21 protein-coding genes are annotated in these 22,782 nt (G+C 56.4%); 7 read left to right on the top strand and 14 right to left on the bottom strand.

All coding sequences use genetic code 11. The features are described from left to right. The first annotated feature begins 78 nt into the window (after positions 1 to 78). The gene (locus AM410_RS01085; RefSeq protein WP_025204747.1) at positions 79 to 390 is read left to right on the top strand and encodes a hypothetical protein; all 312 of its coding nucleotides are present in this window, start codon (positions 79 to 81) and stop codon (positions 388 to 390) included. 167 nt (positions 391 to 557) lie between these two features. Here the strand turns inward: AM410_RS01085 and AM410_RS01090 are convergent, their stop codons facing one another. The 4 genes from AM410_RS01090 to AM410_RS01105 all read right to left on the bottom strand — a co-directional run bounded on the left by AM410_RS01090 (position 558) and on the right by AM410_RS01105 (position 3,119). Continuing rightward, a complete protein-coding gene (locus tag AM410_RS01090) occupies positions 558 to 1,301 on the bottom strand; it encodes an SDR family oxidoreductase (RefSeq protein WP_108648566.1) in 744 nt (247 codons plus the stop codon). A 170-nt stretch (positions 1,302 to 1,471) separates the two neighbouring features. Continuing rightward, a complete protein-coding gene (locus tag AM410_RS01095) occupies positions 1,472 to 1,954 on the bottom strand; it encodes a glutathione peroxidase (protein WP_020885093.1) in 483 nt (160 codons plus the stop codon). Between the two features lie 117 nt (positions 1,955 to 2,071). Then, positions 2,072 to 2,371 (bottom strand): AzlD family protein, encoded by a 300-nt coding sequence (locus AM410_RS01100; RefSeq protein ID WP_032677598.1) that lies wholly within the window; start codon positions 2,369 to 2,371, stop codon positions 2,072 to 2,074. Then, the gene (locus AM410_RS01105; protein WP_108647397.1) at positions 2,364 to 3,119 is read right to left on the bottom strand and encodes an AzlC family ABC transporter permease; all 756 of its coding nucleotides are present in this window, start codon (positions 3,117 to 3,119) and stop codon (positions 2,364 to 2,366) included. The genes AM410_RS01100 and AM410_RS01105 overlap by 8 nt, the downstream gene beginning before the upstream one ends. A 102-nt stretch (positions 3,120 to 3,221) precedes the next feature. Here AM410_RS01105 and AM410_RS01110 point away from each other — a divergent pair, with 102 nt between their 5' ends. Further along, positions 3,222 to 4,601 (top strand): aminotransferase-like domain-containing protein, encoded by a 1,380-nt coding sequence (locus AM410_RS01110; protein WP_108647399.1) that lies wholly within the window; start codon positions 3,222 to 3,224, stop codon positions 4,599 to 4,601. 329 nt (positions 4,602 to 4,930) lie between these two features. Beyond that, positions 4,931 to 5,407, top strand: coding sequence for an RrF2 family transcriptional regulator (locus AM410_RS01115; protein ID WP_020885097.1), 477 nt, complete (start codon positions 4,931 to 4,933; stop codon positions 5,405 to 5,407). A gap of 69 nt (positions 5,408 to 5,476) precedes the next feature. On the opposite strand, the gene oqxB is transcribed toward AM410_RS01115, so the two are convergent. Together oqxB and AM410_RS01125 are read right to left on the bottom strand one after the other, a co-directional pair. After that, complete coding sequence (gene oqxB / locus AM410_RS01120; RefSeq protein ID WP_020885098.1) at positions 5,477 to 8,629, bottom strand: multidrug efflux RND transporter permease subunit OqxB; 3,153 nt, start codon at positions 8,627 to 8,629, stop codon at positions 5,477 to 5,479. A gap of 23 nt (positions 8,630 to 8,652) precedes the next feature. Continuing rightward, the gene (locus AM410_RS01125; RefSeq protein WP_014168988.1) at positions 8,653 to 9,828 is read right to left on the bottom strand and encodes an efflux RND transporter periplasmic adaptor subunit; all 1,176 of its coding nucleotides are present in this window, start codon (positions 9,826 to 9,828) and stop codon (positions 8,653 to 8,655) included. A gap of 332 nt (positions 9,829 to 10,160) precedes the next feature. On the opposite strand from AM410_RS01125, the gene AM410_RS01130 reads away from it, so the two are divergent. Next, a complete protein-coding gene (locus AM410_RS01130; protein ID WP_032670748.1) occupies positions 10,161 to 10,511 on the top strand; it encodes a helix-turn-helix domain-containing protein in 351 nt (116 codons plus the stop codon). A gap of 73 nt (positions 10,512 to 10,584) precedes the next feature. Here the strand turns inward: AM410_RS01130 and AM410_RS01135 are convergent, their stop codons facing one another. Then, positions 10,585 to 11,418 (bottom strand): oxidoreductase, encoded by an 834-nt coding sequence (locus AM410_RS01135; protein ID WP_108647401.1) that lies wholly within the window; start codon positions 11,416 to 11,418, stop codon positions 10,585 to 10,587. 103 nt (positions 11,419 to 11,521) lie between these two features. Between AM410_RS01135 and AM410_RS01140 the strand changes: the two genes are divergently transcribed. Continuing rightward, positions 11,522 to 12,442 (top strand): AraC family transcriptional regulator, encoded by a 921-nt coding sequence (locus AM410_RS01140; protein ID WP_108647403.1) that lies wholly within the window; start codon positions 11,522 to 11,524, stop codon positions 12,440 to 12,442. Positions 12,443 to 12,512: 70 nt separating this feature from the next. Here the strand turns inward: AM410_RS01140 and AM410_RS01145 are convergent, their stop codons facing one another. The 5 genes from AM410_RS01145 to AM410_RS01165 form a co-directional block, all read right to left on the bottom strand. Further along, positions 12,513 to 12,908 carry a YidB family protein gene (locus AM410_RS01145; RefSeq protein WP_047357054.1) on the bottom strand — a complete coding sequence of 132 codons (396 nt, stop codon included), beginning with the start codon at positions 12,906 to 12,908 and terminating at the stop codon, positions 12,513 to 12,515. A 44-nt stretch (positions 12,909 to 12,952) separates the two neighbouring features. Beyond that, positions 12,953 to 13,402 carry a peptidoglycan-binding protein LysM gene (gene lysM, locus AM410_RS01150; protein ID WP_020885103.1) on the bottom strand — a complete coding sequence of 150 codons (450 nt, stop codon included), beginning with the start codon at positions 13,400 to 13,402 and terminating at the stop codon, positions 12,953 to 12,955. Positions 13,403 to 13,607: 205 nt separating this feature from the next. Continuing rightward, positions 13,608 to 14,471: an efflux RND transporter periplasmic adaptor subunit gene (locus tag AM410_RS01155; RefSeq protein ID WP_047366341.1), complete on the bottom strand. Its 864-nt coding sequence runs from the start codon at positions 14,469 to 14,471 to the stop codon at positions 13,608 to 13,610. After that, positions 14,468 to 14,683: a DUF1656 domain-containing protein gene (locus tag AM410_RS01160; protein ID WP_020885123.1), complete on the bottom strand. Its 216-nt coding sequence runs from the start codon at positions 14,681 to 14,683 to the stop codon at positions 14,468 to 14,470. The genes AM410_RS01155 and AM410_RS01160 overlap by 4 nt, the downstream gene beginning before the upstream one ends. Then, positions 14,673 to 16,628: an FUSC family protein gene (locus AM410_RS01165; RefSeq protein ID WP_108647405.1), complete on the bottom strand. Its 1,956-nt coding sequence runs from the start codon at positions 16,626 to 16,628 to the stop codon at positions 14,673 to 14,675. The genes AM410_RS01160 and AM410_RS01165 overlap by 11 nt, the downstream gene beginning before the upstream one ends. A 118-nt stretch (positions 16,629 to 16,746) precedes the next feature. On the opposite strand from AM410_RS01165, the gene AM410_RS01170 reads away from it, so the two are divergent. After that, positions 16,747 to 17,541, top strand: coding sequence for an AraC family transcriptional regulator (locus AM410_RS01170; RefSeq protein WP_025204769.1), 795 nt, complete (start codon positions 16,747 to 16,749; stop codon positions 17,539 to 17,541). On the opposite strand, the gene AM410_RS01175 is transcribed toward AM410_RS01170, so the two are convergent. After that, a complete protein-coding gene (locus tag AM410_RS01175; RefSeq protein ID WP_063925388.1) occupies positions 17,538 to 18,428 on the bottom strand; it encodes an oxidoreductase in 891 nt (296 codons plus the stop codon). The two genes, AM410_RS01170 and AM410_RS01175, sit on opposite strands and share 4 nt — an antisense overlap. 143 nt (positions 18,429 to 18,571) lie before the next feature. Here AM410_RS01175 and AM410_RS01180 point away from each other — a divergent pair, with 143 nt between their 5' ends. After that, positions 18,572 to 19,693 (top strand): YbdK family carboxylate-amine ligase, encoded by a 1,122-nt coding sequence (locus AM410_RS01180; protein ID WP_073395659.1) that lies wholly within the window; start codon positions 18,572 to 18,574, stop codon positions 19,691 to 19,693. Here the strand turns inward: AM410_RS01180 and AM410_RS01185 are convergent. Continuing rightward, entirely contained in the window at positions 19,644 to 22,778 is a 3,135-nt protein-coding gene (locus tag AM410_RS01185) for an efflux RND transporter permease subunit (protein ID WP_073395657.1), read from the bottom strand. The genes AM410_RS01180 and AM410_RS01185 overlap by 50 nt on opposite strands. Between the last annotated feature and the right edge of the window lie 4 nt (positions 22,779 to 22,782).

The raw sequence follows: 22,782 nt of genomic DNA on the forward strand, positions 1-22,782 counted from the left end.
CGTTCTTCGTTAATCACACCATGAGGTGCTTTCTGATGATATGGTTATACCCTCACCATCCCTAAAGAGAGAACACTAATGATTGTAAGAACCTGGCATGGATGTGTTCCGCTTGAACATGCGGAAGGTTTTGCAAAACACCTTGAAAAAACAGGGGTAGAGCATTCCAGGAGCATATCGGGGAACAAAGGCGCGTTCGTTCGCAGAGAAACGCAGGGAAGTTGGGAGCATTTCTTTCTGGCAACTTACTGGCAGGATCTGCAGTCAGTGAAGGCATTTGCTGGAGAAAACTATCATGTGGCGGTCACTTACCCGGATGATGAAGAATTTAAGCTACTTTCTGACCCTTACGTTTTCCAGCATGTTGTTGAGGCAATTTCACCGCTTTAATGTCATCTTCCGGGTATCCTGTCGGTATCCCTGAATTGTCGTAATCCCTGATTTGCCATAACCCCCATATTGACTCAACGCATCCACTTAGGGCACAGAGCAGCCTGTTTCATTTGGTATCAACATGCTGCTCCGTGCGAAGACTGTTCTGTTTAACATCACCCGATTTAGACCCTATCACTCAGGTCTTCGCGGGTTGGACCTTGAAAGTAGAGGCTACTTATATGGCAACTACGCGGTTGAACTAACACAAAACGAATCGCTTCCCAGACCGATCGCCCGTTCAAGAGTCGCTCTCCCATTCTGCATTGGCTATCGACACTCGAATCTAACCCTGTAAGTTCGAAATCAGGAGGGTACAGTCCGGTAACCCGTATATTTTCTTCGGACAATTGCTGTGCGAGTTTTGTTGTAAATCCGCTGAGCCCATGTTTGCTGGCGAAAAAAGCGGGGTGCGCAATTGAATCCGTGAAATTCGGGATCCCGCAGGAAGAGATAATTGAGACGATATCAGCACTGTCTGAACGTCTTAACCCAGGCAACAGAGCCTGCGTCAGAAGAATCGACGCTGTCAGGCCGGAACTGACGGTATTAATAATGTCGGTATCAGGCTGGTCGTCTAACGTTCCTGACAACCATTGGGCAGCATTGAGAATTAAAATATCTATGGGCTTGTCTGAAATTAATAGCTGTGAAGAAAACGCAGAAACGGATTCAGGCCGGGTTAAATCACAGATATACCCTTTTGCCATACCGCCTTCAGCAGTGATAAGACTGCAGGTTTGTTGAATATCATCAGCCCGCCGCGCGCAAAATTCTACCTCAACGCCTTCCCACGCCAGCCATACGCACAGCGCCTGACCAAATCCCCTGCCCCCACCCGTAATAACCGCTCTTTTGCCTCTCAGCATCTCCATACGTCCTTTCATTAATGGATATGTTTATGGAGATATAGCATGAGGAGAGGGAGTGACATCTTTCCGTGAGTGCTATTTTAGATGCGGGCATGGCGTCTGCGATGCGCGATAAACGCCCCCTGCAATGAATACCTCCTGAGTTCAGGCCATCATGACCACCATACTTAGCGTTCAAGCGCAGTAAGGATTGCGGCTTCCATTTTCTCGGGGGTGGTGATCGGCGCAAAACGCTTGAGCGGTTTACCGTCGCGTCCGATCAGGAACTTGGTGAAGTTCCACTTGATTCGTCCCCCCAGCACGCCGGGCAATTCGTTTTTCAGATAGCGAAACACCGGATGCGCTGCGGCTCCGTTGACCTCGATCTTCTCGAATATCGGGAAGCTCACACCGTAATGAATGTGACAGGTCCTGGCGATGTCGTCGGCATCGCCGGGCTCCTGTTTACCAAACTGGTTGCAGGGGAACCCAAGCACCACCAGCCCCTGAGCTGCGTATTTCTTATAAAGCGCCTCAAGGCCGCCGTATTGTGGCGTGAAGCCACATTGGCTGGCGGTATTCACGACCAGCACCACCTTGCCAGCGAAGTCGAGCATAGCGACAGGCTCTCCATCCAGACGGGTGGCTGTCAGTTGATAAAACGTGGTCATAGCGGGATCCTCAACGCAGAACCTGTTCGACGCCAACATTACCACGTCGCGCACAGCGGCGGGGAATGAAACGTGGGAAGTCGGTTCTGTTTCTGGTTGCGCGGCAGGTCTGGAAACTTACCCTAAATAATAGCGAAGTATAAAGGCAAACATCACGCCGCAGATCACCGTCACCGGCATTGAAAAGCGCATTGCAACAACCAACGTTAACCCTAACGCGATCAGATCTGCGGGATTTCCGGAGGCAAAAAAAGGCGCAATGAAAGCCAGCATGACACAACCGGGAGACGATTTAAGTACCGTCATCGCCCTGGGCGTAAGCACCCGGTTTCGTAATATAAGATAAGCGGTCACACGCGTTGCATACGTGGTGAGTGCCATTAATACGATGGCGATGAAGGTCTGATAATCAGGCATCCTCTCCCCCTATAAATGCGGCAACGGCTAATCCTGCTAAAGGGCCAGCAATGACGTACCACAGGCCGGCAATAAAATTACATACCGCCACGGAGACAACCAGACTGATTATCCAGGGCACGGCTTTACGAATGCCATTCCACATGCCTCTGACCAGCACAAGAAAGACCGCCGGAAAGGCCATATCAAAACCATACTGGTGAACATCGCCCAGCACCGGGCCAATTAACGCACCGAGTGCGGTACAGAAAACCCACATCGTATAGAAAGATAAAGAGACCGCCATATAATATGGCATGCTGAACAGCGGCGCCGTTTTGTTATTTCTGGAATGCGCGTCATTATAACTGAGTGCCCAACTCTCATCCGTCATAAAAAAAAGCGCAGGTAAGACCTTTCGTTTTGGAAAACGAGAAAGTAAGGGAACCAGCGTCGCCCCCATTAAAATATGACGACTGTTTACCAGTAATGTTACGGCCATAATAAGTAAAAAAGGTGGCGGCGACGTCCAGATTTGTATGGCGGCAAATTCAGACCCGCCGGCAAAATTTAATCCTGTCATCAAGGGAACGTCGAGAGGCGTGAGCCCCTTATGGCTTGCCTGCGCACCCAACACCAGCGCAAACGGGATCACGCCCAGTAATACGGGTAACCCATCTTTCAGGCCACGAAGGATTTCTTTTTTCTTCGTTTCACTCTTATCCAGTAATGGTCTGGCAGAACTGACATCCACACGTTGTTCACTCATGCGTTTCGCTCATTTCGTCTATTTCAAATACTGGCGCCAGAATAAAAGATGTGACACTATCAGTAAATATAAATAGTGTCACATTACACTTATGGTAATCTCATGCGCGAACGTTCTCCGTGGCAACCCCGTCTTGCAGAAGGCAATTCATCCCCTACCGATCGGCTGGTCCAGGCGTTGTCAGACGATATCCTTTCAGGCCTGCTGAGGCTCGGCGCGCGCCTTCCGGCGCATCGTGAACTGGCAGATACGCTCGGTATCGCGGTGGGTACTGTAACGAAAGCCTATGGGATCCTGGAGAGACGGGGTCTGGTTCGAAGCGTTAAGGGCAGCGGAATGTTTGTCGCGCTGGCCAATTCCAGAAGCCGAACCTTTATCGACCTGTCGCAAAACACCCCGCCAGCAGCACTGACCTCCCGGTCACTGAGTAAGACACTCACCACCCTCGCCCGGCGTCCTGACATGGATATGTTTAACACTTACGCCCCGGCAACGGGCCATGATGAACACCGGCGGCTTCTTGCGCAGTGGTTCAGTCGTCTGGGTGTCCCGGCAGATTACCAGCATCTCATCTTAACGAACGGTGCTCAGCATGCGCTCTCTGTAGCGTTGTCTACGGTCTGTGAACCTTTTGGCCGACTGTACGTTGAGGCTCAAACCTATTCAGGGCTGATTCAGCTGTCGCATTTACTGAAGCTCACATTAGTGGGGATCCCGATGGATGACGAAGGCATGGATGTCTCTGTTCTGGAAAAGATCCTCGATGAAAATGCGGAAAAAGGCGGTGCTGTCTATGTCACGCCGCTCTTACAAAGTCCGTCCACACGCATTATGAGCCTGGCCCGCCGTCAGGAACTGGTTCGGGTTTGCCGGGAAAGGGGCATAAAGATTATTGAGGATGATGTTTATCGGCTGATGAGCACGACAGAATTGCCACAGATTGCCAAAATCGCCCCCGATATCACCTTATATGTGAATAGCTTATCTAAGATCCTTAATCCAGCATTGCGGATTGGCGGGCTACTGGTACCGGAGGCGCTGTATTCACGAGCAGAATCCATGCTAAGGGCAACGGCGATGATGGTCTCTCCGCTAAGCAGTTCCATCATGGAGCAATGGCTGATTGATGGCACAGCAGAAACCGTCACCCTCGCAATTGAACACGAAACCCGGCGTCGCTACCAACTCGCTATCGACATTTTAGGGGAGCACGTTTATCGCTCGGGGCTGCCCAGCTTTCATCTCTGGTTACCGTTTTCACGCGATGACGCGCACTCTTTCTACAATGCAGCGCTGGCGACAGGCATCAAAGTGACAGCACCGGCCTCAACTGAAGTGGGTCAACAGTTGGATCAGTACGGCGTCAGGTTATGTATTGGCGGAACGGAGTTCAGCCAGTTAAAGCAAGCACTCTTGAAACTCAACGAGATTGCCGGGCAACTCAAACAGAAACCAGACCCGTTCCCGCTTTTTAATGTATGAATGACAGGATAGGTCTGACTCCTTTTCTTCTGACGAGGGTAATGTCATTCCCATTATGTGCTCAAAAAATCAGCGGCGATTCGATCAGCATTTTTTCATAATATTTTTATCAGTCGCCATGATGAAATAGACGATGCTTATACAATCGGTAAAGCGTATGGATGGGTCTTATGCTGCCATTCGACGCGAAGCGTAAACGCTTTTTTACGGGCCAGGTCAGGCGTTGTCTGCTTCAAAAAAATTGCCGTATTTGTTATATTGTTACTTATTGATTATTCACCTCTGCGGTGCCAAAAAGAACAAGATTCACCGCAACCCAGGACAATGAAATGTTAGATTACCGCTTCCCGACAGCTTTGCAGATGGTTCTCAGCGTAGCGATGGCGGAGCAATCGGGTGAACGTTCGACGAGTGCGATTCTGGCCTACGGACTGGAAGCAAATCCGAGCTTTATCCGCAAGTTAATGGTTCCGCTTACGCGTGACGGCATTATCGTCTCAACCCTTGGCCGTAACGGTTCTATTCATCTTGGTCGTCCGGCGGATAAGATCACCCTGCGTGATATCTATGTTTCTGTCATAGAAGATAAAAAGCTGTGGGCGTCGCGTCCTGACGTACCGGCTCGCTGCGTCGTCAGCGCCAACGCGTGCTGGTACTTCAAATCTATCGCCGATGAAGCGGAGCAGGCTTCGTTAGAGGTTCTGGCTCAACATACCGTGGCCAGCGCGCTGGAAAAGGTCAAAAAAGCCGATACCAGCGGGTGCGATCCGGTGCCTGAAATTGAAGGCCTGCATAAAAAAGCGTAGCCATGCCCTTCCTGATACGAAAAAAAACCGCCTTAACGAGAAGGCGGTTTTTTTGTGCCCTGTAAAAACCTAGGCAGGTAAAACGTCGTTGACCGGTTTGCCGCGCGTAACGAATTTACGCAGCGTCACGTAAAACACCGGCGTCAGGAACAGACCAAACAGCGTCACGCCCAGCATCCCGGAGAACACCGTGATCCCGGTGACGCCGCGCACTTCTGCGCCTGCGCCGTGACCGAGGATCAGCGGAATCGTCCCGGCAATAAAGGCGATGGAGGTCATCACAATCGGGCGTAAACGCAGGCGGCACGCTTCCAGCGCCGCTTCCATAATCCCTTTCCCCTGAAGCTCCAGCTCGCGCGCAAACTCAACGATAAGAATGGCGTTTTTACATGCCAGCCCCATGAGTACCACCAGCCCCACCTGCACGAAGACGTTGTTATCGCCCCCGGTCAGCCAGACACCAAACAGCGCGGACAGCATCGTCATCGGAACGATCAGGATCACCGCCAGCGGCAGGGTCCAGCTTTCATACAGTGCGGCCAGCACCAGGAAAGCCAGCAGTACCGCGACCGGGAAGACGATCAGCGCCGTGTTGCCCTGAGTGGCCTGCTGGAAGCTTAGATCCGTCCATTCAATATTCATCCCGTTCGGCAGGATCTGCTTAGACATTCCGTCCAGTTGCGTCATCGCCTGTGCCGAAGAGAGAATGCGCGGATCGGCATCGCCAATCAGATCCGCCGCCGGATAACCGTTATAACGGATCACCGGATCCGGCCCGTAGGTGGTGCTGATGTTCACCATACTGCCGATCGGCACCATTTCGCCCTGATTATTACGGGTGCGCAAATTTGCAATGTCTTCCACGCTGTCACGGAACGGCCCGTCGGCCTGCGCCATCACGCGCCAGGTACGCCCGAACTGGTTAAAATCGTTCACATAAGACGATCCCAGATAGGTTTGCAGCGTACCGAACAGATCGGTCAGCGACACGCCCTGTGCTTTCGCCTTATCTCGATCAACCTGCACATCCAGCTGCGGAACGTTAGCCTGGTAGGTTGAGATCGGGAAATGCATCCCCGGCGTCTGCATAATCGCACCGGACATGGTGTTCACCGCGTTTTGCAGCGCACCATAGCCCAGACCGCCGCGATCCTGGATGTACAGCGAATAGCCCGACCCCTGCCCCAGCCCTAAAATCGGCGGTGGCAAAATGGAGAAACCAAAGCCCTGCTGAATTTGAGCGATTTTGGCATTGATCTCAGCGTTAATTTCCGCCGCCGTGTGTTTACGCTGATCGAACGGTTTCAGACCAAAGAAGACCGTCCCGGTATTCGGCGTGTTGGTGAACTGCAGCGCGTTAAGCCCAGGAAAAGCGACCGCATAATCCACGCCTTCGGTATTCATCCCGATTTCGCTCATTTTGCGGATCACCGCATCAGTGCGGGCCAGTGAAGAACCTTCCGGCATTTTCACGCCGCCAATTAAATACAGCTTATCCTGGGTAGGTATAAACCCGCCGGGGACCGCTTTAAACATGACGCCAGCCGCGCACAGCAGCAGCACATAAACAACAAACACCGCGCCACGGCGTCCGAGCGTTTTCCCCACCAGCCCCTGATAACCGTTTGAGCTACGGTGGAAAAAGCGGTTAAACGGACGGAACAGCCAGCCAAACAGACGATCAATAAGCCGGGTCGGGAAGTCTTTCGGGGCGCCGTGCGGTTTTAACAGCAGCGCTGCCAGTGCCGGCGAGAGCGTCAGCGAGTTGATGGCGGAAATCACCGTCGAAATCGCGATAGTCACCGCAAACTGTTTGTAGAACTGGCCGGTTACCCCGGAGAGGAACGCCATCGGTACAAACACCGCGCACAGCACCAGCGCAATCGCGATAATCGGCCCCGAAACTTCACGCATCGCCTGATGCGCCGCCTGAAGCGGAGAAAGCCCCTCTTCGATATTTCGCTCGACGTTTTCCACCACCACGATGGCGTCATCCACGACGATACCGATAGCCAGCACCAGCCCGAACAAACTCAGGGTATTCAGTGAGAAGCCAAGCAGGTAGAGAATGCTGAACGTCCCCACAACCGATACCGGCACCGCGATCAGCGGAATAATCGACGCGCGCCAGGTCTGCAGGAACAGGATCACCACCAGTACTACCAGCACCACCGCTTCCAGCAGGGTCTGCACAACCGCGCGAATGGAATCTCGAACGAAAACCGTCGGGTCGTACGGTGCTGCCCATTTCATATCTTCCGGGAAACGCGTGGCCAGTTCGTTCATTTTCGCGCGCACGGCGTTAGACAAATCGATGGCGTTCGCGCCCGGGGACTGGAAGATACCAATCCCGACCGCGTCTTTGTTGTTGAGCTGGGAACGCAGCGCATAGCTGCCAGAGCCCATTTCAATACGCGCCACGTCGCGCAGGCGTACCAGCGAGCCGTCTTGCGCCGTTTTCAGAATAATATTGCCAAACTCTTCTTCCGTGTGCAGACGCCCCTGGGCGTTAATGGAGATCAGGAAATCGCTCTCTTTCGGCAGCGGCTCGGCGCCAAGCTGTCCGGCGGAAACCTGAACGTTTTGCTCCTGCATCGCCGTCACGACATCCGAGGCCGTCAACCCGCGGGCTGCCACCTTGTCGGGATCCAGCCAGATGCGCATCGCGTATTCGCCAGAGCCAAAAATCTGAATCTGACCCACGCCCGGCAGACGCGCCAGTTCGTCTTTCACTTTAAGCGTGGCGTAGTTACGCATATACAGTGAATCGTACTTGCCGCCCGGCGAAAACAGATGCACCACCAGCGTCAGCGTCGGTGATTGTTTCTGGGTGGTAATGCCCAGACGTCGTACATCTTCCGGCAGACGCGCCTCGGCCTGTGACACGCGGTTTTGCACCTGAACCTGCGCCTGATCCGGGTCGGTACCCGGGCGGAACGTCACGGTGGTTACCAGTACGCCGTCAGAGCCTGCAACGGATTTCATGTACATCATGTTTTCAACGCCGTTGATGGCTTCTTCCAGCGGCGTCGCCACGGTTTCTGCAATCACTTTCGGGTTGGCACCCGGATACTCCGCGCGCACCTGCACGCTTGGCGGTACGACGTCAGGATATTCGCTCACCGGCAACAGCGGGATAGCGATTAATCCTGTGATGAAAATCAGAATCGACAGTACTGCGGCGAAAATCGGCCTGTCGATAAAAAAGCGGGAAAAGTCCATATGTCGGATTCTCGGGTAAGGGATCAGTTAAGCGCGGCGCTGGCGGTCATCGGAACGGTTTTCGCGTTAACCGGCATACCCGGCATAAACACTTTTTGTAAACCGTCGACGATGACTTTATCGCCAGGGTTCAGCCCCTGCTGCACGATACGTAAACCGGCGGCCAGACGTCCCGGCGTGATATCGCGGCGCTGCGCTTTACCTTCTTTATCAACGATATAAACGTACTTGCGATCCTGATCGGTCAGCACCGCTTTATCGTCGACAAGCGTGGCTTTGAATTCAGCGCTGCCCGGCAGGCGTACGCGGGCAAACAGTCCTGGCGTGAACTGACGCTGCGCATTATCCAGCAGCGCGCGCATACGGATGGTGCCGGTGCTCGGCGTTAACTGATTATCAAGAAAATCCACCTTGCCCTGATGGGGATAACCCTCCTCCCCCACCAGACCAATCTCAACCGGGAGCGCCAGGTGATTACTGGACGCGCCCTGCCCGCTGCGAGCGAGATTTTGATAGTGGAGGTAGGTTGCCTCATCCACGTCAAAGTAGACGTAAACCGTTTTCAGGGAGACCAGCGTGGTGAGGACGCTGGCACTGTCACCCGCAGTGACCAGATTACCGCTGGTGATCAGCGCGCGGCTGGCGCGGCCATCAATAGGCGCGGTCACTTTGGTGAAATCGAGGTTAAGTTGTGCCGCGTCAACTGCTGCCTGCGCGGCGCGAATGTCGGCCTGCGCCTGAGCGGCGGCCGAACGGCGCTGCTCCCACTCTTCACGGGAGACGACGTTGGTATTGACGAGTTTATCGGTACGGTTAGCCTCACTGCGCGCCAGGCTGGCCTGCGTTTTGGCTCTCGTTAAGGTGGCCTGCGCCTGTTCCAGCGCAGCGCGATAGGTTCTGTCATCGATAGTGAACAGCACCTCGCCCTTTTTCACTTCCTGGCCGTCGGTGTAATTCACTTTATCAATGTAGCCGGAGACACGGGGGCGCAGCTGAACGCTTTCCACCGCTTCAATCCGGCCGTTAAAGCTATCCCACTGACTGATGGATTTCACTACCACGTCAGCGGCGCTCACAGCGGGCGCTTGTGGGACGGCATTTTGTGCCACGCCGTCATCGCATCCGACAAGCAGCATGGAGAGGAACATCGCTCCCAGCGCCGTCAGATGAACGTTAACCCAGGGTTTTTGCAGGCTCATTATTTTTATTCCGGTAATGGTAGCCGCCGGGCAAGACGCTGCGGGAGACGCGGCGCCACTTCCTTTGTCCGGACTGGCTTGAGACTATTTGTGTCGTTCATCGCCACAAAACTGTAACAGTTGCGAATACACTATCGCGGCGATTGTAGGAAGGCGTCAGATTTAGTGCAAGAATAATTAATACACTTTATGTGCTATTTGGCTCAGGGGCAAAAGGCGCGTTTTCGGCAAGGATTTAAATGCAACAATAAAACTTGCATTTAATGTCAGAGCGAGTCATCTTTAAATGCAACAGACAAAAATGCTTTTTAAAACGCGGCGTGGGGGAAACCATGAACACTGACGCATTTATTCATGATCTACTCGACTGGATCGACAACAACCTTGAAAGCCGCCTGGACATTAACACCGTTTCCAGGCGCGCAGGCTACTCGAAATGGCATCTCCAGCGGATATTCAAGGAACATACCGGGTATCCGCTGGCCGAGTATATTCGTGCACAAAAGCTGCAAAAGTCGGTCGAGCGCTTAACCCACAGCGATGAACCGATCCTGAACGTGGCGATCGCGCTGGGCTTTGACTCCCAGCAGTCCTTCAACCGCAGCTTTAAGCGTCAGTATGGCCAGGCCCCCGGGGCATGGCGTCGCAGTACCGTCTGCCCTGAACGCCAGCAATCAACATAGTGTCGCGGCTTTCACCGCGACCCGTACTGGCCGGTGGCAAACCGGCCTGTAATCATGTTCCCGTGTTCGCCGCTCAGCCGTCCGTTGAACGTGTTAACGCTTCCCAGCGATCGATTTCCTCACCTAAACGCGCGAGCTTTTCCCGCACTAAACTCAAAGCATCACTGCCAAGCAATAAATGCGTCGGCGGGTTCTGGCTCTCAATGATAGCCAGCATGGCGCGCGCCGCTTTTACGGGGTCGCCGAGTTGCTGACCACTTTTTTCCTGACGAGCCTGGCGGACAGGATCGAATAACGCGTCATAGTCCGGGATGCTGCGCGCGCTGCGTACCATCGAACGTCCTGCCCAGTCGGTGCGAAACGAGCCCGGTGCCACCGCAGTGACATGTATGTTGAACGGAGCAAGCTCTTTGCTCAGCGTATCTGATATGCCTTCGAGCGCAAATTTACTGCCACAGTAATAGCTGATGCCGGGCAGAGTGATGAAACCGCCCATCGAGGTGATATTAAGAATATGGCCGTGACGACGCTGGCGCATGCCCGGCAGCACGGCTTTGATCATCGCGACGGCGCCAAACACATTCACCTCAAACTGGCGGCGCATGTCTGCGAGCGAGGACTCTTCCAGTATGCCTTCGTGACCGTAACCGGCATTGTTCACAAGGACATCAATCGGGCCGACGGTAGATACACTCTGCGTAACCACTTCATCAATGTGCGCATAGTCCGTGACATCAAGCAGGTAGCCGAATGCCCGCTGCGTATCGAGTGCCTCGAATGCCTGCTTTGCTTCGGGGGTGCGCACGGTCCCCACGACCCGATGGCCTGCGGCGAGGGCTTCCTCCGCCAGAGCACGACCAAAGCCGCTGCTAACGCCGGTGATTAAGATTGTTTTTGCAGATGCCATAAATTACTCCCATGAACAGTGAAGGTTGCATGGTATTCTCTGCCCTGCCGTATTTTTAGGCCGTATTTTCTCTTTTTATTGCCTGATTTTATGAGGTGCAGTGATGTCCGGGATGATTACCTTAGTAAAAGCACTGGCGGTGCAGGAGGGGTACAACCTGACGGCGTTGCCTGATGTGCGAATTTTGCGTGCCGACCGCCCGCTTGCGCGCACGCCCGTGCTTTACGATCCGGGGATTGTGATTGTCTGCCAGGGCAGCAAACGCGGCTTTTTCGGTCAGCAGACCTATCTGTATGATGAACAGCACTATCTGGCCGTGTCGGTTCCGGTGCCGTTTGTGATGGAAACCGACGCGTCGGCAGAACACCCCTTATTGGCGATATATCTGCATCTGGATTTTCAGCTTGCCGCTGAACTGATGTTGCAGATTGAGCAGCATCACGCCCCACATCCTCCCGCTGCGCCACAAAGCATGATGTCGAGCCTGATGGACGACGCGGTAAAAACGGCCGTGCTGCGCCTGCTTGAAGTACTGAACAATCCGCTTGAGGCGGCGATCCTCGGCCCGGCGCGGGTGCGAGAGCTCTATTTCCGCGTCCTGACGGGGCCCCAGGGCAAGGCCATGCGCGCCGCGCTGGCCTTACACGGGCAGTTCGGCAAAATTGGCAAGGTACTGCAGTACATCCATGCCGCCTACGCTGAGCCGTTAACGCTTAATCAACTGGCGATGGAGGCTGGAATGAGTGTGCCGACGTTTCACACCCATTTCAAAGCGATAACCCGTATGCCGCCGATGCAGTATGTGAAATCGGTGCGCCTGCACCAGGCAAGGATGTTGATGGTGCGTCAGCATATTACCGCCGCCGCCGCGAGCTACGCCGTCGGTTATGAAAGTCCGTCGCAGTTTAATCGTGAATTCAAACGGCTGTTTGGTTTGCCACCCGCAGAGGAAATAAAACGCATGCAGCGTAATTTCGCCGTTCCGCCTGTGCAGCAGGCGTCGATATTTGTCTCTTCCCATTAAGCCTGATACTACATACCAGGCCTGAATACAGGCCTGGTATGTACACGGCGTCATCACGCCGTGGATTGCACTAACTCAGGAACTTACCTTTGAGCAGATTAAGTCCCGCAGACATCAGGTCGCCCTGGGCCGGGGCTTCGCCCTGTGGTGAAAGGCCATCGACGATTTTAGGCAGGTATTCAGCAATCAGCGTCGACGCGGTTTGAGAATCCACGCCCAGTTTCGCGCCAAGATCCTGCAGCGCTGGCGATCCAAACACCGATGTGATCTGTTCGCTGCTCACCGACTGATTACTCTGCTGGCTAAGCCACGACTCGACAACGCCGCCCAGGCCGCCATTGCGGAATTTTTCGAGGATCCCCTGAATGCCGCCCTGCTGCTCAATCCAGGTCATGATCGCCTGGAGTTGCTCCGTCTTACCGCCCTGCCCGCCGGCCAGGCTGCCGATTTGATCTAATAATCCCATCACAGACTCCCTACAAACATCGCTAACACGTCCTGATTGACGGCTTACTTAGCCGGGATAATCAGTACCTGACCCGGGTAGATTTTGTCGGGATGCGTCAGCATCGGTTTATTGGCTTCAAAAATACGCTGATACTCATTGGCAGAGCCATACATCGCTTTTGAGATGGCGCTCAGGGTATCGCCGGATTTCACCGTGTAATAGCGGCTTTCCACCCCGCTTTGGGTGACGGTCACGCTATCATTGACCTGGCCAATCCCGGTGACGTTACCTACCGCCACCAGAATTTTTTCTTTATCTTCCTGGGAGCCCACGTCGCCGGTCACCGTCGCCGTACCGTCGTCCGCGACATTAATGTTGACCTTTTCGGCACCAGGCAGGTTAAGACTATCAATATGTTTTTTCAGCTTGTCAGCCTGATCTTCCTTGCTACCGCCGGATACAGCATCCCAGATTTTCTCGCCCGCTTCTTTCACAAAACTTAATAATCCCATCTTCCACACCTCCATAACTGTTTCATGGTGAACATTTTCATTGGATCCCGTTGCAGGATGTACGATGCGGTGTCTCCGCTCTGGCTGAAAAATCCGGAAACAGCACAACCTGCCACATGAAGTATATCCAATAAGCGTCAGGGTGCAGGATATTTGCCCTGGTATCGCCGTTATGCCGCAATATAAACAGGGGCTCCCGTCGCCCTCAACGCACCACCTCCACGCTCGCCGACAACCCGGCTACCAGCTCAATCCCCTTCGGCAATGCATCAATATGTATGCGCACCGGGACGCGCTGCGCCAGCCGCACCCAGCTAAACGTCGGCTCGACGTCGGGAAGCCCAAGCCCGCCCGTCTCATCGTTGTTATCACCGATCCCATGGCCGATGCTCTCAACATGCCCGGCAATCACCGGTTCATAGCCCATCAACACGATATGCGCCGTGTCCCCAACGCGAATATGGCGAAGTTTGGTCTCCTCGAAATATCCCACCACCCAGAAACTGTGCGCATCGACGATGGCGACCTTAGTCTCCCCCGCGGTGGCATAGTCCCCCGGGCGAAGCCGCAGATGGGTGATATAACCCGAGACGGGAGCCCGTACGGTGGCGTGGGACAAATTAAGCTCGGCCAGCTCCAGCGCAGCCAGCGCACCGTGATAATTCGCCACCGCGACGTTCGCGGCGCTGCCCGTTTGCTGCAAATCCTCGCTGGATATCGCGGCTTTAATCTGTGAGCGTCGTCTGGCGGCATCCTGTCGCATCACCATCTCATGCCGTCTGGATTCCACCTCCGCCTGCGCGCTGGCCACCGCCAGCGTGAGCCAGTGCGGGTCGATAGCGTAGAGCACATCGCCCCGGTTAACCCACTGGTTATCCCGGACGGCCACGCGGATTACCGGCCCGGATACGTCCGGCGCAATCTGTACCACATCCGCCCGCACCCGGCCGTCGCGGGTCCAGGGCGTTTGCGCATAATGTTTCCACATCATAAAAGCCAGAAGCGTGGTCGCCGCGACGGCACATAACGTCAGCGCATAGCGACCGACCAGAGAGAGTAGTGATTTCATCTAAATAACCCCAGCGCGGTCAGGCCCTGCATCAGCAGGAAAAAGGTGACCAGATAAGTTGAAACGTCCAGCAGCGGGCGAAAAGGCAAACGACGGTAGAGCCTGCTGAGCGATAAAAGCGCGATGAGTGCCAGCGTGCAGGCCAGCGCCGCGAGCGCGGTGACAAGCAGTCCCGGGATAAAAACGCCCCCGATATTCAGATCATTGACCATCGTCTGCCCTCCGTAATGCGCAATGCAAATCCACCAGATGGCCGACAAACTGGCGCGTTTGTGCATCTGCGGCAGGCAAACAGAGGCGGATGTGGTCGGCGATGTGTTCACGCAAGGCGTCGGTGTCGTTCAGGTGATACAGGCGCGCGCTGATCTCTCTGCTCGCGGGCATATCGCAGCGGCGTAAATGCATCACCGAAAGGCCGATGCGCAGCGCGCGCAGCAGCGGGTTAAGCACCTGCTCTGAGGCACGCCCGCTACGCTGCAGGCGCGGCAGTAACAGGGCAGCGCGGTCAATCATCAGATTGGTCCAATGCGTCTCATCCAGCAGAAGCGTGCCCTTCACGCTGCGACGAATATCGCGCTGGCACAGCGTGTGCAGACGTGCGATGGCCGCGTCGGCCTGCACGGTTTGCAGCAGGCTCATGCTGATAACAGCAAAGCCGGTTGCGGCAAACAGCGCAATGGCGGAATTGGCCGCCGTGGCAAAGTCTCCGCTGTAGTGGGCACCCAGCTCGCACAATACCGGCAGCGTCAGGGTGATCCCCATCGCCATAAACGTGTTGGGAGGACGTGCCTGAAGCGACCCGGCCAGCAGATATACCGGCGCCAGCACGGCCACCAGCACGGGGAAATCGCTCACCTGCGGAAGCAGCGCAAAGCTGTACAGCAGGCTAATCAATACGCCCCAGAACGAGCCAATAATGTATTTCACTATGTGCGGAGCCGGGGTGTCGAAACTGCCAAACAGCGTGCAGCAGACCCCAAGGATAGAGACCGCCGTGCTGCCATCGGGCCAGGCGGAGAAGATCCACACCAGGCAGCCGCTCAGGATAATGGCGAACGCGCCCAGCGCGGTGCGGGCGGCAGTAAGAGGATCGCGGTGAAAAACATACCCTTTAACTGCCCTGCCCGCCGTCAGTCCGTGGGCGGGCTTCGCATGGTGGATGGCATCAGAAAGACGTTCGCACTGCTGCAACAGCGTAATGGCCTGCGTCAGATAACGGACAAAACTGGCCAGCAGCGCGTCGTTCATCGTCCGGGCCTGTGCAGCGTAGCGCTCTGCGAGCTGTTCACTGCGTGCTATTAACGCATCTGCCGTGCTGTGGCGTGCAGCATCTTCATCCCCCAGCCAGGCCTGAACGTCGTCGAGCAATACCTGCAACCCGGCAGGCACCGTCGCCGGTAAGCGATCGCGTAATTCACAGTTGACGATGACCAGCCGCGCCAGTCGGTCATGGATAGCCTTTCTGCCCTGCCGCACCGGAGCAGACAGGGCAAAATCATACGGAATATGGTGGCTTATGCCCTGCAGAAACTGCAGCGCCAGCGCCAGATGCAGCGGGTCTGAAACCGCGACGGGTTTGCCTGCGAGGGTGTCAGCCACCCGCACACGCGCGGCGTGCAGGGTTTGCGATAACTTACTGTTGAACAGGCCGGAGATACGCGCGGGTAACACATAGCGATGTATCAGCGCCGCGCAGAAGATCCCAATGACAATCTCCTGCACACGGATAATGGCGATATTAAAAATCCCGCCGGGGTCAGATACCGCAGGAAAACCAATCAGGCTCGCAGTGTACCCGGCCAGCACAAAGGCATACGCCCGCGGGGTGCGCTCCAGCAGAGATAAATAGAGGCAGAACGTGATCCAGCCCGACAGCATCACGCTGCAGAGGATCGGCATATTGACGAAGGCAGGTACGATGGCAACGGTGGCGCAGGCCCCCACAACGGTGCCGGCCAGACGATAGAGACTTCTGCTCAGCGAGGCCCCCACCGACGTCTGCGACACGATATAGACGGTAATAATGGCCCACGATGGACGTTCGAGGCCTATCGACAGCGCAATGTAGTAAGCGAGCATCGCCGCTGCAAAACTTCTCGCGGAATAGAGCAGCGCGCTGGCATCGTTATGCAGCACGGGAGATAAGCGCTCACGCATGGCGCGCCACGAATGAAAATGAAAAGCGTTTAATGTGTTCATGCCAGAATTATTACTGGCTTGCGAACCCGCTTAAATACTCTATTCTGTCAAAAAATACCTAAATGTTGCCAGAAACGTGAAACCTCAACTTGCCAATACGCTCTTCGATCCTGACGCCACCGCATGCCCGGCCGTAGCCCGACATCTGGATTTCGTGGAGTACGCCGCGGAAGTGCCGGTGCACACCCACCGTAAGGGGCAGCTGATTATTGCTTTGTATGGCGCGGTGATTTGTCATGCGGAAAATGATATCTGGATCGTGCCGCCAGACTGTGCCGTCTGGATCCCTGGCGGGATCGCACACAGCGCCAAAGCGACCTGGAATGCTCATCTCAACTATCTGTTTATTGAGCCCGGTGCCGCCGCGCTGCCGGAGAAATGCTGCACGCTGGCCATTTCCCCGTTAATCAAAGCGCTGGTTGACCGTTTGACGCATGAACGCGTTGATTATCCGCCAGAGAGCCATGCCGCGCGGCTGACCAGAGTGACGCTTGATGAGCTCGCCAGCATGCCGCAGCAGAAGCTGAGCCTGCCCGTTTCAGCCCATCCCAAAATACGCGCCATGGCCGACGCGCTGGTCAGCCATCCTGACGACAGAAGCACCCTGAAAGCATGGGCGAAACGGCTGGCGCTGAGCGAGCGCTCCTTTGCACGTTTGATGGCGCGCGAGACCGGGCTGAGCTTTGGCCGCTGGCGTCAGCAGCTGCAATTGATTATTGCCCTGCAGGAGCTGGCAAGCGGTGTCCCGGTCCAGAACGTGGCGACAACGCTTGGGTATGAATCCGTGAATGCGTTTATCACCATGTTCAGGAAAGCCATGGGCACCACGCCCGCGCACTATTTTGCCGAACGAAAAGTCAGCGGCCGTTAACCCGGCCCTTCGCTGCCTGCAGCAAGCAGAGGAACCAGCACATCGCTAATCGGAACGGGAATTCCGTGGGCACGACCGTAGCGCTGGATCACGCCGTTGCGGATATCCCACTCCATGGGACGGTTGGCCTGACGATCGGCGAGGATAGACGTGCCTAAATCGGCAGGCGCGCGCTGGAAATTCGCCAGGATCTCCTGCGCAACGTCATCGTGCAGCACCGCCCCTTCTGCTCGGGCCACGGCAAGCCCCTCGCGCAGATACGCCAGCGCCAGCTCGCTGATATCCTCACGGGAGAACATCCCGGCACGACGATTCGCAAGCACCATCAGGCCTGCAACCGCATTTTGCAGCAGCTTGCGCCATGCGACGGTAAGAAAATCTGCCGACAAGTCTACCGCGCAGCGCGTGCCGTTCAGCGCATCAGCCACCCGTTTTGCCTGCGGCACATCCGGCAGCGTCAACCGCGGACTGGCCCGCAGCCAGACGGAGGCATCCGGCTCACGCTGTGCCGGGAACCAGACCACCGACGGCAGTACCGTCGCGCCATTGACCCACGGTGCCAGCTGGCCTTTTTGCTCGACGCCGTTTTGCAGCGCGCAGACCACCGTGTTTTCATCGCACAGCGCGTTCAGCCATCCCGCGCTGTCGGCGTTCTGGGTCGTTTTCACTGCGATAAAAACCAGATCGTACGGACGATCGATGACCGTCGGATCGGTTAATACCGGACCGGGTACCACGATTTCACCCTCATCGTGCCGCAAACGTAATTGCGGGTGTGCGGTACGTCCGCACAGTTGCGGCGTGCGGCCAGCCTCATGCAGCACCGCAGCGATAGTGGTTCCGATTGCACCGGGTCCAATCAGCGCAATGGTTGGATAGTCAGACATTGTTAACTCCCCTGGTCGCTAAAGCCCTAATCAGTGTGCCGTGGCGTTCAGCATAGCCGCCACACGTCCCTTTATACCACCGCCTGAAGTGGGAGCCATACCCGTTGTCTATACTCATTTCATCTACGACAACGGAGTGCACCATGCCATTACCCGATTTCCATTCCTCTGAACCTTATACCCTTGGTATTGAACTTGAACTGCAGGTGGTTAACCCGCCGGGGTACGATCTGAGCCAGGACTCCTCCGCCCTTATCGCTGCCGTCAAAGACGACATCAAAGGTGGGGAAGTGAAGCACGATATCACCGAGAGCATGCTCGAAATCGCCACCGGCGTGTGTCAGAACATTGATCAGGCCGCCGCACAAATCTCGGTGATGCAGCAAAGTATTCTGCGCGCCGCTGCGGAGCAGCATATTCAGATCTGCGGCGGTGGGACGCACCCTTTCCAGAAGTGGCAGCGTCAGGAGGTGTGCGATGACGAGCGCTATAACGTCACGCTCGAACGGTTTGGCTATCTGATTTTGCAGGCGACGGTATTCGGCCAGCACGTGCATATCGGGTGTCGGACCGGCGACGACGCTATTTATCTGCTGCATGGTTTGTCGCGCTTTGTCCCCCACTTTATTGCTCTGGCGGCGTCCTCACCCTATATGCAGGGTACGGACACAAAGTTCGCCTCGTCGCGACTCAATATCTTCTCGGGATTTCCGGATAATGGACAGATGCCGTGGGTGAACAACTGGCAGGAGTTCGAAGGGCTGTTTCGTCGTCTGAGCGCCACCAGCATGATCGACAGCATTAAAGATTTGCACTGGGATATTCGCCCCAGCCCGCATTTTGGCACGGTCGAGGTGCGGGTGATGGATACACCGCTGACGCTCGGCCACGCGATCAACATCGCCGGGTTGATTCAGGCGACGTCTCACTGGCTGCTGACCACGCGGCCCTATAAGCATCAGGAAAAGGATTTTCTGCTGTACCGCTTTAACCGTTTTCAGGCATGTCGTTATGGGTTAGAGGGCATTCTGACAGACGTGCAGACTGGTGAGCACAAAACCGTGGCGGAAGATATTGCGTGGCTGCTGGAGCAGGTTGCGCCGTCGGCCGAGAAGCTCGGCGCGACGAGCGCGATTAAGGAAATAGCCCTGATGTTAAAACAGGGCAAGAGCGAGGCGCAGCGCATGCGCGATTTTATCGCAGACGGCGGTTCGCTTATTTCTCTGGTTCAGAAACATTGCGAGCTGTGGGCGACGAGTCCGTAAGGCGATGCCCCCACTCACGCAGGCGCTGGAACAGCACAAACAGCGCCGGGATAAACAGAATGCCGACCACGGTGGCCACCAGCATCCCGCTGAACACCGTGGTGCCAATGATGCGGCGGCTCTGCGCCCCTGCCCCGGACGCCAGCATCATCGGCAGCACACCGATAATAAATGACACCGCCGTCATCATCACCGCCCGGAAGCGGCGGGAGGCGCCTTCACGGGCCGCATCGACAATCGCCATCCCCTCATGACGCCGTGCGCGGGCAAACTCGACGATCAGGATCGCGTTCTTGGCCGCCAGCGCGATTAACAGCACCAGGCCAATCTGCACATACACATCGTTGGCGTATCCCGCGATCCACAGCCACACCAGCGCGCCCCCGATGGCGAACAGGACTGAGAGCATCACGCTCGCGGGCAGCGTCCAGCTCTCATACTGCGCGACAAGGAACAGCCACGCCATAACCACCGCGGCCAGGACAATCCAGATGGCCTGATTTCCGGTCTGCTGCTCCTGATAAGACATCCCGCTCCAGGCATAGTCGTACCCGGCAGGCAGGTTTTCCGCCAGAAGCTCGCTCATCACGGCCATCGCCGTGCTGCTGCTCACGCCGTCTGCCGCCGACCCGCTCACTGACACCGACGGGAACTGGTTGTACTGCTGCAGGAACGGTGCGCCAACGGTCGGGGTAATCGTGACAAGATTACTCAGACGCACCCGCTCACCGTTATTGCTGCGCACGAACAATTCGCTGATTTGCCCGGCACGCTCGCGCCACTGCATTTCGTTCTGTACCACCACGTGGTAGACGCGGTTGTTAACGCTAAAATCCCCGGCACGCGTGCCGCCAAAGGCGGTTTGCAGGCTGCTGAAGATGCGCGAGACCGGCACGTCGAGGCGGGCAGCGCGCTCGCGATCAACGGTCAGCGTCAGCTGCGGCACGTTGCTGCTCCAGGTGGTAAACACCCGGTTAAGCTGCGGATGCTGGTTAGCTTTTATCAGAACGTTGCGGGTAACGCGTTCCAGCTCCGCCGGGCTTTGCCCCGCCTGGGCCTGAATACGCAGGTCGAAGCCGGAGGCGTTGCCCAGCCCCGGCAACGTCGGCGGGGCGAAGGTCATGATGGTCGCTTCCGGCAGCGCCAGCAGCTGAAGCTGCAGCGTTCCCATCACCTCATCAAGCGGCGGACGCTCCCCCCATGTCTTCAGCATGATGGAGATAAACCCGCCGTTAGACGCGCTGGTACCGTTGAGAATATTAAAACCGGAGACCTGAATCACATCCTCGACCGCAGGGTGTCTGGCGATAAGCTCCCGCGCGGTGGTCATCACCGCTTCAGTACGCTCCAGCGACGCCGCTTCCGGCAGTTGCACGCTGGCGAAGAAGTAGCCCTGATCTTCCTGCGGCAGGAAGCCCTTTGGCATCGACATAAAGCTGAACACCACCACGCCCGCCGCGCCAGCCGTTGCCAGCAGCACCAGCCACGGACGGAGGGTAATGCAGTTAACGATGCGGGTATAAACGGTGCGCGTGGTTTCCAGTCCGCGGTTGAAAACGCGGTAAACCGCGGCTGGCTTCTTCGGGCGCGGGCGCAGCAACAGCGCACAGAGCGCTGGCGTCAGGGTCAGCGCCACCAGGCTTGAGAGCGTGACGGCGGTGGAGAGCGTGACCGCGAACTGGCGATACAACTCCCCCACGATCCCCGGCAGCAGCGCCACCGGCACAAACACCGCCAGCAGCACCAGGGTGGTGGCAATCACCGGCCCGGCAATCTGGCGCAGCGCCTGTGCGGTAGCCGCCGTGCGGCTTTGCCCTTCCGCCATCAGCGTTTCAACGCTCTCCACCACCACAATGGCGTCATCCACCACCATGGTAAGCGCCAGAATAATGGCGAACAGGCTGAGCGTGTTGGCCGAATAACCGAGGGTATAGAGCACCGCAAAGGTGCCGACCAGCGACACTGGAATGGCGAGCGCCACAATCAGCGTCGCACGCCAGCTCTGCAGAAATAAGGAAACCACCACCACGACGGCGAGCAGGGTCAGCGCCAGCGAGACGCCAATCTCCTTGATGGTCGCAGCGACGAAGGTGGTGGTATCGAATTTTACTTCATAGGTCAGATCGTCCGGGAAGCGTGCGGAGAGTCGCGCCAGCTCCGCGCGAACCGCATCGGCTACGCGCAGGGCGTTGGCGGACGGCGTAGGGTAGATGCCAAGATAGGCCGAGTCATGCCCGTTCAGCTGGGCGCCGGAGCTGTAGCTGCGCGACCCCAGTTCAATCGTGGCGACATCTTTCAGGCGCACCAGCTGGCCCATCTCCCCTGCACGGATAATGATGTCTGCAAAGTCCTCAGCCTGATTTAAACGCCCCAGGCCGTTAATCGTCAGGGTTTGCTGCTGGCCGTTAAATACCGGCGGCGTTCCGACCTGGCCTGCCGCCCCCTGGACGTTCTGCTCGCGTAACGCCTGAGCCACGTCATCGGTGGTCACGTTCAGGGCGTTCATGCGATCCGGACGCAGCCAGATACGCATGCTGTAGTCGCGTGCGCCAAACATCTGCACCTGCCCGACGCCCGGCAAACGCGCCAGCGCTTCACGCACCTGCGTGCTGGCGTAGTTACTGACGAAAAGCGGCGTGTGGGTATTGTCCGGTGAGTAAAGGCTTACCCCCATCATCAGATTGGTAGCGCGTTTACGCACCTGCACGCCGTTTTGCTGCGCCTCGGTGGGCAATTGCGCCACAGCCTGCGCCACGCGGTTTTGCACGTCGATGGCGGCCAGATCCGGATCGGTCCCTGCCGCAAATGTGATGTTCAGGCTGTAGGCACCTTCATCGGAACTGGTGGATTCCATATAGAGCATGTGATCCACGCCGTTAAGCTGAGTCTCCAGAGGCGTGGCAATGGCTTCCGCCACGTCAGCCGAACTGGCACCGGGCCAGCTGGCGGAGACATTCACCACCGGTGGGGTGATCTGCGGGTACTGCTCCACCGGGATAATCTTCAGCGCGATGGCACCCAGCAGGGTTATCACCAGCGCAATCACCATCGCGAAGCGCGGGCGTTTGATGAAAAACGTCAGCATGATG

This window comes from Enterobacter cloacae complex sp. FDA-CDC-AR_0164 (assembly GCF_003071645.1).
GTDB classification, from domain to species: Bacteria; Pseudomonadota; Gammaproteobacteria; order Enterobacterales; family Enterobacteriaceae; genus Enterobacter; species Enterobacter ludwigii.

Excerpts from the sequence above, each read along its gene's own strand:
- AM410_RS01095 (WP_020885093.1), bottom strand. The coding sequence starts at position 1,954 with ATGACCACGTTTTATCAACTGACAGCCACCCGTCTGGATGGAGAGCCT.
- oqxB (WP_020885098.1), bottom strand. The coding sequence starts at position 8,629 with ATGGACTTTTCCCGCTTTTTTATCGACAGGCCGATTTTCGCCGCAGTA.
- AM410_RS01135 (WP_108647401.1), bottom strand. The coding sequence starts at position 11,418 with ATGGCATCTGCAAAAACAATCTTAATCACCGGCGTTAGCAGCGGCTTT.
- AM410_RS01155 (WP_047366341.1), bottom strand. The coding sequence starts at position 14,471 with ATGAAATCACTACTCTCTCTGGTCGGTCGCTATGCGCTGACGTTATGT.
- AM410_RS01100 (WP_032677598.1), bottom strand. The coding sequence starts at position 2,371 with ATGCCTGATTATCAGACCTTCATCGCCATCGTATTAATGGCACTCACC.
- AM410_RS01185 (WP_073395657.1), bottom strand. The coding sequence starts at position 22,778 with ATGCTGACGTTTTTCATCAAACGCCCGCGCTTCGCGATGGTGATTGCG.
- AM410_RS01125 (WP_014168988.1), bottom strand. The coding sequence starts at position 9,828 with ATGAGCCTGCAAAAACCCTGGGTTAACGTTCATCTGACGGCGCTGGGA.
- AM410_RS01145 (WP_047357054.1), bottom strand. The coding sequence starts at position 12,908 with ATGGGATTATTAGATCAAATCGGCAGCCTGGCCGGCGGGCAGGGCGGT.
- AM410_RS01175 (WP_063925388.1), bottom strand. The coding sequence starts at position 18,428 with ATGTCTGACTATCCAACCATTGCGCTGATTGGACCCGGTGCAATCGGA.
- AM410_RS01165 (WP_108647405.1), bottom strand. The coding sequence starts at position 16,628 with ATGCGTGAGCGCTTATCTCCCGTGCTGCATAACGATGCCAGCGCGCTG.
- AM410_RS01115 (WP_020885097.1), top strand. The coding sequence starts at position 4,931 with ATGTTAGATTACCGCTTCCCGACAGCTTTGCAGATGGTTCTCAGCGTA.
- AM410_RS01160 (WP_020885123.1), bottom strand. The coding sequence starts at position 14,683 with ATGGTCAATGATCTGAATATCGGGGGCGTTTTTATCCCGGGACTGCTT.
- lysM (WP_020885103.1), bottom strand. The coding sequence starts at position 13,402 with ATGGGATTATTAAGTTTTGTGAAAGAAGCGGGCGAGAAAATCTGGGAT.
- AM410_RS01105 (WP_108647397.1), bottom strand. The coding sequence starts at position 3,119 with ATGAGTGAACAACGTGTGGATGTCAGTTCTGCCAGACCATTACTGGAT.
- AM410_RS01180 (WP_073395659.1), top strand. The coding sequence starts at position 18,572 with ATGCCATTACCCGATTTCCATTCCTCTGAACCTTATACCCTTGGTATT.
- AM410_RS01140 (WP_108647403.1), top strand. The coding sequence starts at position 11,522 with ATGTCCGGGATGATTACCTTAGTAAAAGCACTGGCGGTGCAGGAGGGG.
- AM410_RS01085 (WP_025204747.1), top strand. The coding sequence starts at position 79 with ATGATTGTAAGAACCTGGCATGGATGTGTTCCGCTTGAACATGCGGAA.
- AM410_RS01090 (WP_108648566.1), bottom strand. The coding sequence starts at position 1,301 with ATGCTGAGAGGCAAAAGAGCGGTTATTACGGGTGGGGGCAGGGGATTT.
- AM410_RS01130 (WP_032670748.1), top strand. The coding sequence starts at position 10,161 with ATGAACACTGACGCATTTATTCATGATCTACTCGACTGGATCGACAAC.
- AM410_RS01110 (WP_108647399.1), top strand. The coding sequence starts at position 3,222 with ATGCGCGAACGTTCTCCGTGGCAACCCCGTCTTGCAGAAGGCAATTCA.